The following is an 8,426-nucleotide window of genomic DNA, read 5'->3' on the forward strand; positions in this document are numbered from 1 at the left end:
CCGACCACCATGCTGATCGACACCCACACCCACCTGGACTTCCCCGAATTCGATGCCGACCGCCCGGCCGTGCTGCAGCGCGCCCGTGCACTGGGCGTGGAGCGCCAGGTGCTGATGGGGGTGTTCGAGGCCAACTGGGCGCGCATCTGGCACCTGGCCGAGACCGAGCCGGACCTGTACGCCGCCTTCGGCCTGCACCCCATCTACCTCGCCGACCACCGCCCCGAGCACCTGGCGGCCCTGCGCCAGCGCCTGGAAGCCCTGGCCGGCCACCCGAAGCTGTGTGCGGTGGGCGAGATCGGCCTCGACTACTTCCTCCCCGAACTCGACCGCGACGCCCAGCAGGCGCTGTTCGAGGCGCAGCTGGCGATGGCCGTCGACCTGCAACTGCCAGCCTTGCTGCACGTGCGCCGCAGCCACGCGGCGGTGATCGCCACCCTCAAGCGCATCCGCCCTGCTCGGGGCGGCATCGTCCACGCCTTCGCCGGCAGCTACGAGGAGGCCCGCGAATACCTGAAGCTGGGCTTCCGCCTGGGCCTGGGTGGCGCGCCTACCTGGCCCCAGGCCAACCGCCTGCGCAAGGTGGTGCCACGCCTGCCCCTTGACGCCATCGTGCTGGAGACCGATGCGCCGGACATGGCGCCCGCCATGCATCCGCACCAGCGCAACAGCCCGGAATACCTGCCGGCCATCTGCGCCAACCTCGCTGAACTGGTGGGGCTGACGCCGGATGCCCTGGCGGCGGCCAGCAGCCGGAACGCCTGCGAGCTGTTCGGCTGGGTGCCTTTCCCGGGCTGAAGCCCGGGCTACGACCTATCCCGTAGGCCAACAAACGAAAAGCCCGCCGATTGGCGGGCTTTTGCTTGCGGCTAACGATCAGACGCGGAACGCGCCGATCAGCTGCTTGAGCTGCGCGACCAGGTCGGACAGCTGGCGGCTGGCCTGTTCGGTCTGGCTGGCCCCTTGGGCGGTGCGTTCGCCGGCGCTGTTGATCTCGACGATGTTCTGGTCGATGTCGTGGGCGACGGCGGTCTGCTGCTCGGCAGCCGCGGCGATCTGCTGGTTCTGGTCGACGATCATCCCCACGGCGCCAAGGATGTTCTCCAGCGCCTGCTGCACGCGGCCGGACTGGTTGACGGTGCCGCCGGCCATCTGGTGGCTGGTGTTCATCGCCTTCACGGCCGCGCCGACACCGCCCTGCAGGCGGGCGATCATCTGTTCGATCTCCTCGGTGGACTGCTGGGTGCGCTTGGCGAGGGTGCGCACCTCGTCGGCCACCACGGCAAAGCCGCGCCCCTGCTCGCCGGCACGGGCGGCTTCGATGGCGGCGTTGAGGGCCAGCAGGTTGGTCTGCTCGGCGATGCCCTTGATCACTTCCAGCACCCGGCTGATGGAGGCGCTGTCGGACGCCAGCTGGTTGATGACATTCACCGACTGCTCGATCTCGTGGGCCAGGCGTTCGATGCTGCCCAGCTGGGATTCCACCAGGCTGCGGCCATTGACGGTCTCTTCGTTGACGCTGTGGGCGCTGCCGACGGCGGCCGCCGCGCTGCGCGCCACTTCCTGGGCGGTGGCGGACATCTGGTTCATGGCGGTGGCGACCTGCTCGATCTGGCTGCGCTGTCCGGCGACGGCGAGGTTGCTCTCCTCGGACACCTGCTGGACGCGGCCGGCCTGGCGCTCGACCTCCGAGACGGTCTGCCCGACCAGCTGGATCAGGTCATGGATCTTGGCCACGGTGCCGTTGAACACCTGCCCCAGCTCGCCCAGTTCGTCGCGGCTTTCGGCCTGGAAGCTGACGGTCATGTCGCCAGCGGCCACCTGGTCGAGCACCTTGCCCAGGCGCTTGAGGGTGGTGCGGGTGGAGACGTAGAAACCGCTGTAGAGGTAGACGATGGCGAGGAAGACACCCACCAGCGCCACCACCAGCAGGATGGTCTGGACACGCTTCTCGCCGAGGCGCTTGTCCAGGTCGCTGCGCAGGAACTCCAGGGCGGCGTCGTTCAGCGCGTAGGTCTTGTCCATCAGCGCGCTGACCTGGTCGTAGAAGGTGGCCCAAGGCGTGTCGAGGGTATCGGCCATGATCACCTGGTCCTCGAAGAGGGTGGCGGCCTCTTTGAGGGTGGCGCGGCTGGCGTCGGCCTGCTGGCTGAGGGCGGCCTGGGCGCGCGGGTTGCCGCTGAGGGCGTCCTGCAGCTTGAGGCCGTACTCGCTGCCGAGCTTCTCCAGGTCCAGCAGCAGGTCGTCGAGCTTGGTGCTGGCGGCGGAGTTGAGGAAGCCCTGGCCCAGGGAATAGGAACCGATGGCACGCCCCTGGCTGATGCCGGCGGTGACATCGGGGGTAACGCTGGTGATCAGTTCGGCCACCTGGCGCACATCGCGCTGGCTGTCCTGGCTGAGGCCGGCCTGGCTGGCGACCAGCTTGATGAAGACCTGGGCATTGCCGAGGAGCTTCTCGATCATCGCGCTCTTGCTCTGCAGGGAGGTTTCCTTCTGCGCGGCCTGGAGGGCGTTGAGCATTTCGTCGCGCTTGGCGTTGAACTCGGTGACCTGCTCGGCGTCGGTGGTGACCGGCTGCAGCGCCTTGAGGGCCGCGAGCACGTCCTGTTCGACGCGGGTGACGCGGCTGTCGAGGTCGCCCGCCTGGCCGGACTGGCCGATCAGGGAGTTGATCAGCACCAGGTCGTTGAGGCTTTCCAGGTTGCGCCGCAGGCCCTGGCTGGCGTGCAGCAGGTCCAGACTCTGCAGTTCGTTGCGGGTGCTGACGAACTGCTCGTAGGACTCGCGAACGAGGAAGTAGTTGGTGACGATCATCGGCAGGAAGAACAGCACGCTGATCAGACTGAACTTCATGCCGAAGCTGAGGCGATTCATCAGCGCGATGGCCGGATACAGCAGAGTCTTCACACGACGTCTCCTGGCTTGCTTATTTATTGTTATGCGGCGTCTTGGACGGAATCAGGATGGCACGGTGACAGCATGCCGTCCCCTATCGCCCGACCTGCGGCAGACCGATCAGGGCGTCCTATGCCCGGCGATAAAAGTGACGGATATCACAAAAGACCCTCGCTCGACGCAGGCCCTGTGTACCTGATATCGGCGAGGGTTTCTGTAACTTAAGGTTAAGAACGGCTACAGATCAACGCGAAAGGCGCCGTCAGAAGAACAGCGTCCACAGGGCGAAACCCGCGTACCAGAGCACGGCGGAACGGACCAGCAAGTGCCACAGGGCGTCCAGGCTGGCCACGCCCTCCTCGCCCGCGCTGGACTCGGGCAGCTCGCCGGCAGCACGCCCGGCGATCACCACAAAACGCTCAGCGGGCATCTCCCAGTTGAGCAGCTCGTGCAGCAGCACGCGGCTGACGGCAACGAAGTTGCCCACCAGGGAGAAGCTGGCCGCCAGTACCCGCACCGGTACCCAGTCGAAGGCATGCCGCACCTGGCGGGCCTGCTCGCGGATGGCGGGGGACGCGGCGCGCTCCTCGGCCAGGGCCAGCAGGCGGTAGGCCAGGGCCGCCACCGGGCCCAGCAGGAAGTACCAGAAGATCACCGCGAAGAAGCTCTGGTAGGCCTGCCAGACCAGATGCTCCTGCACCCGCATCAGCAGGTCGTCGCCCTCCTCCACCCGCAGGCCCAGATCGCGCTCGGCGACATGCAGGGCACCCTGGGTATCGCCCCGGCGCCAGGCGTCACGGAAGGAGCCGAGGTCGGCCTGGACATCGCCACGGCCAAGGGCGAAGACCACCACCAGCAGGTGCACCGGAAGCGCCAGCCAGCCATAGGCCAGGGGCTGCAGCAGGGTCAGCACCAGGGCCAGCGCCACCAGCGGCAGCACCACCCAGATCCCCAGCGCCAGCCAGGGCCGCCCCACCAGGGGGCGGCTGGCGGCGGCGCCATCCAGCTGCCGCAGCCAGGCACTGTCCCGTTGCAGGCGCTGGCGCCAGTTGGAGAGTTTCTCGATCCACAGCACCAGCAGCAGTACCAGGAAGCTCATGGGGTCATCTCCTTATGCAGCAGGCTGGCGCGCAACCGCGCCCAGTCGAAAGCGGGCCCCGGGTCGGTCTTGCGCACGGGGGCGATGTCGCTGTGGCCGCAGACCCGCTCGGGGGTTATGGCGGGGTAGGCACGCAGCAAACCACGGGCCAGGCGGCCCAGGGCGTCGTACTGGGCATCGCTGTAGGGCAGGTCGTCGGTGCCTTCCAGTTCGATGCCCAGGGAAAAGTCGTTGCAGTTCTCGCGACCTTCGAAAGAGGACTTGCCGGCATGCCAGGCGCGGTCGAGGCAGGAGACGAACTGGGTCACCCGGCCGTCGCGCTCGATGAGGAAGTGTGCGGACACCTGCATGTCGGCGATGCCGGCGAAGTAGGGATGCTCGTCGGCGTCGAGGCGGTTCTGGAAGAACTCCACCACCTTGCCGGTGCCGAACTGGCCCGGGGGCAGGCTGATGTTGTGGATGACCAGCAGGGAGATCTCCCCGTGCGGACGGGCATTGAAGTTGGGCGAGGGGCAATGGCGGGCGTCTTCACACCAGCCGGTGGCGATGTCCGGTTGCATGGCGGCTCCTTGATCCGCCGACACTCTAGAGCAGCCTGCTGCCCGGGCCAAGGCCCGGAAACGCAGACGCCCGGCCGGGGCCGGGCGTCCTGGGTGAAGCGCCTGGATCAGGCGCCCTTGAGCTTGCGCAGGTTGCCGATCACCGATTCCAGGGCCCGGTCGAACAGCAGGGCGTCGTCCAGCAGGCGGATGGCGCCACGGCGGAACTCCACGGCCAGGCCCATGCGGGTCTTCTCCAGCACCTTCATGCCGGTGCGGTTGACGAAGATGTACTTGCCGGTGGGCTTGATGATCGCCGCCAGCTTGCAGCGGACCTTGTGGTCCTCATCTTCCTGGAACTCGACCCAGCTGCCGACACGCAGGTTGTCCACCTGGTCCAGGGCCTCGTCGCCCTCGGGCAGGGAGGCTTCCGGCTCGGGCGCGCGGCTTTCGCCGGGTGCCAGCAGGATGATCTCTTCCACCACCTCGACCATGGCCGGTGCTTCTGCAGCGGCTTCCAGCTCCAGTTCGGGCAGGTCCACGACCAGGGCGGCATCTGCGGCGATCGGCGCATCGGGCTCGGCGACGTCGGCCACCGCCGGCTCCGGCTCGGGGCGCTTGAAGCGCTGGAAGGCCTGGACGTGCAGGGATTCCAGCTGGCTGAAGAATTCGCTGGTGGAGAACGGGTCGAAGGCGGCGCTGGTCAGCCCTTCGCGCAGCGACTTGAGCAGGCCGGGCACCAGCTCCAGCAGGCGCATGCGGGCCTCGGGCGCCTCGTGGGGCTCCACGCTCCAGATCAGGTCGTCCATGGTGGCCAGGGTGGCGCGCCACTCCTCGGACTCGGCACCGTGCTTGAGGCAGGTGAGCAGCATCACCTTGCTCCAGGCTTCCTGCAGCAGGCGCACTACCACTTCGGGCAGGGTACGGCCCAGCAGGCGCTCGTTGAGGGCCTGCTCCACCTGCTGGCGAGCCAGCTCGGCCTTGGCGCGGCCTTCTTCGGCGTCACGGGTGCGCTGTTCCAGCAGCTCGCTGCGGCGGCGCTCGTCGCCGGTGTAGGCGAGGAAGTCGGACAGCAGGTCGGAGAAGATGCCCGGATCGTCGACAAAGTCATTCAGCAGGCGCAGCACCACCTGTTCGATGCGCTGATAGAGCACGTCGCGCTGGAGGTCGTCCTGCTCGCTCCAGCCCATGGCGGCCGAGGCGATCTCGTTGAGCAGGCGGCGCGCCGGGTGGCTGCCACGGCTGAAGAAGGTCTTGTCCAGCACGGCGACCTTGAGCATCGGGATCTGCAGGCGGCCGATGAGGGCCTTGAGCGAATCCGGCAGGGAACGGTCGTCGAGGATGAATTCGAAGAGCATCGACACCAGGTTGATGACATCGTCATCCACCTGGCCGACCACACGGGAACGGCCGCTCTTGGCACTGGCGCGGGTGAGCAGGCTGTCCAGCTGGAAGCGGACGTCGATATCGTCCACCTTCTGGGCGGACAGGTGCTGCTGCAGGTGCGACAGCAGGCGCATGAGGTCGTTGCTGGTGATGGGCACGGCATCGGCCGGCACCTCACGGCGGGGCAGCCCGCTGCCACGCACTTCGGAGAGCAGGGCCTGCAGGGCGCCGAAGACTTCCTGGACCTCTTCGCTGGCCATGTCGGCGACGACACCGGCGGCATCCCCGCCAGCAGCGGCGGAACGCGCGGCACCCGGAGTGCGGCCCTGGGGACGGCGAGCCGGTGGCGCGGACTTCAGCTCCGGCAACACGCCGGCGGTTATCAGCAACTGGTTGGCTTCGGCGTAGAGCTGGTCCAGTTCGGTCAGCACGTACTTGTCGAACAGCTTGAAGATGATCAGCTTGACCTTGATCTCCACACCCAGGCTGCGGCAGGCGTCGAGGAAGGCCTCGCACAGGGCGCGCGGGCCGAGCGGGTTGGTGCGGTCGTCGATCTTCTTGCTGACGAGGGTATTGATGCGGGTGGTGAGGTGGCCGAGGGCCACGGCATCACGGCTCATCACCTTGGACACCATGGTGTCCTGGGCGACGGACTCTTCGAGGTCGTCGTTCTGGACCAGGCTCAGGCTCTCGAACGACACCGCGTCGAGCTGCGGCGCGCGGCCGATCTCGTACTGATTGAGGTTGGAGAAGGTCTCGAAGACCTTTTGCAGGAAGCCACGCTCGATGCTCTTGCGCTTGAGGCGCAGGTCGCGCATGGCTTCGAAGAATGCATTCTGCTCGGCGTTGCTGGTCGCGCGGTCGGCCATCTGGAAGAGGGTGTCGTCCGCGTTGTCGAACAGCGCCTGCAGCGCTTGCTTGAGCTGTTGTGCAGCCTTGTCGCGCACCTGGATGAGTGCCACGGGCAGCCTTCCTACCGGCGAAGTTGGCGTTTGCTCGGAGGCGCCCTTGAGAGGCACCACGTTCGCGTCGGTCTGCATAGCGAGTCTCCCGCAGCCGACCACCTGGGACAGGGGATTCGGACTGCTCAGCTACGTCGAAGGATCACTTCAACGTCAAGCCTCTGGCGTCAAATAGAGAAATTCAGACTCATTATAGGGATACTCGTTCCGCAACCAAGGGGACACTTCCTGCAGTTATGACGCATGTCACACAGAACCCAACCCTTGTAGGCATGCGGCTGACAGCCGATGCCGTTCTGAATATCTAGCAGAAAGCCAGCGACCGTTACCACCGCCGCTGCACCGGCGGTCCGCCGGCCTCTATAATCGCGCCATCTCGCAGCGGAGCCTCCCATGCCCAACCTGACCCTTGCCGACCTGAGCGCGGAAATCGAAGCCAACGTACGACGCGCACTGACCGAGGACATCGGCAGCGGCGACATCACCGCCCAGCTCATCCCCGAGGAACGCCTCGCCCATGCCACAGTGATCACCCGCGAAGCCGCTGTGATTGCTGGGACCGCGTGGGTCGACGCGGTGTTCCGCCAACTCGACCCTCGCGTGGCCGTGCACTGGCAGGTGGCGGACGGTGATCGCGCCCAGCCCAACCAGCCCCTCTTCCACCTGGAAGGCCCGGCGCGGGCATTGCTCAGCGGCGAACGCAGCGCACTGAACTTCCTCCAATGCCTCTCCGGCGTCGCCACCCGCGTCGCTCACTATGTGGACCTGGTGAAAGGCACCTCGGTGAAGCTGCTGGACACCCGCAAGACCCTGCCCGGCCTGCGCCTTGCGCAGAAGTACGCCGTCACCTGCGGCGGCGGGCATAACCATCGGATCGGCCTGTACGACGCGTTCCTGATCAAGGAAAACCACATCGCCGCCTGCGGCGGAATCACCCAGGCCATCAACGCCGCACACCGCATCGCACCCGGCAAGCCGGTTGAAGTGGAGGTGGAAAACCTGGACGAACTGCAACAGGCGCTGGATGCCGGTGCCGACATCATCATGCTGGACGAGCTGAGCCTCGACGACATGCGCACCGCCGTCACCCTCACCGCCGGCCGCGCCAAGCTGGAAGCCTCCGGCGGCATCAACGACACCACACTGCGCACCATCGCCGAGACGGGAGTCGACTACATCTCCATCGGCACCCTGACCAAGGATGTCCGAGCGGTGGATCTGTCCATGCGGCTCAGCCTCTGAGGACCCACCGCCATGTCTAGTCCTGAAATAGGTTTACACCTTTCAGGCCAAGCGCCAGACCTCAAAACGCCCGATGCACCGCATCGGGCGTTTTGTATTTCAGGGCCAGGTGAGGCCGCTCCCGGTTATAGATATCGACGGCTTCGCGCACCATACGGCGCGCCTGTCCGAGGTCGGCGGGAGGGTGCTCCAGCAACTCGTTCTTCAGAATGCCGTTGACGCGCTCAGCCAGCGCATTCTGGTAACAGTCGTAACCATCGGTCATCGAGCAGGTTGCCCCGTGCTGCACGTGCAGGCGTTGGT

At 66.5% G+C, this 8,426-nt stretch carries 7 protein-coding genes; 2 read left to right on the top strand and 5 right to left on the bottom strand.

The features are described 5' to 3' along the window. Positions 1–9: 9 nt before the first annotated feature. Positions 10–798 (top strand): TatD family hydrolase, encoded by a 789-nt coding sequence (locus BM198_RS18505; protein WP_074971656.1) that lies wholly within the window; start codon positions 10–12, stop codon positions 796–798. Positions 799–876: 78 nt separating this feature from the next. On the opposite strand, the gene BM198_RS18510 is transcribed toward BM198_RS18505, so the two are convergent. The 4 genes from BM198_RS18510 to BM198_RS18525 all read right to left on the bottom strand — a co-directional run bounded on the left by BM198_RS18510 (position 877) and on the right by BM198_RS18525 (position 6,959). Then, the gene (locus BM198_RS18510) at positions 877–2,907 is read right to left on the bottom strand and encodes a methyl-accepting chemotaxis protein (RefSeq protein WP_074971657.1); all 2,031 of its coding nucleotides are present in this window, start codon (positions 2,905–2,907) and stop codon (positions 877–879) included. A gap of 250 nt (positions 2,908–3,157) precedes the next feature. Continuing rightward, positions 3,158–3,994: a regulatory signaling modulator protein AmpE gene (ampE, locus tag BM198_RS18515; RefSeq protein WP_074971658.1), complete on the bottom strand. Its 837-nt coding sequence runs from the start codon at positions 3,992–3,994 to the stop codon at positions 3,158–3,160. After that, entirely contained in the window at positions 3,991–4,554 is a 564-nt protein-coding gene (gene ampD / locus BM198_RS18520; RefSeq protein ID WP_074971659.1) for a 1,6-anhydro-N-acetylmuramyl-L-alanine amidase AmpD, read from the bottom strand. The genes ampE and ampD overlap by 4 nt, the downstream gene beginning before the upstream one ends. A gap of 107 nt (positions 4,555–4,661) precedes the next feature. Next, complete coding sequence (locus tag BM198_RS18525; protein WP_074971660.1) at positions 4,662–6,959, bottom strand: DUF1631 domain-containing protein; 2,298 nt, start codon at positions 6,957–6,959, stop codon at positions 4,662–4,664. Between the two features lie 315 nt (positions 6,960–7,274). On the opposite strand from BM198_RS18525, the gene nadC reads away from it, so the two are divergent. After that, complete coding sequence (gene nadC, locus BM198_RS18530) at positions 7,275–8,123, top strand: carboxylating nicotinate-nucleotide diphosphorylase (RefSeq protein WP_074971661.1); 849 nt, start codon at positions 7,275–7,277, stop codon at positions 8,121–8,123. A gap of 61 nt (positions 8,124–8,184) precedes the next feature. Here the strand turns inward: nadC and BM198_RS18535 are convergent. Beyond that, on the bottom strand, positions 8,185–8,426 hold a 242-nt coding region (locus BM198_RS18535; RefSeq protein ID WP_139233652.1), incomplete at its 5' end, for an integrase core domain-containing protein.

It is taken from the genome of Metapseudomonas otitidis (genome assembly GCF_900111835.1).
Taxonomy (GTDB): Bacteria; Pseudomonadota; Gammaproteobacteria; order Pseudomonadales; family Pseudomonadaceae; genus Metapseudomonas; species Metapseudomonas otitidis.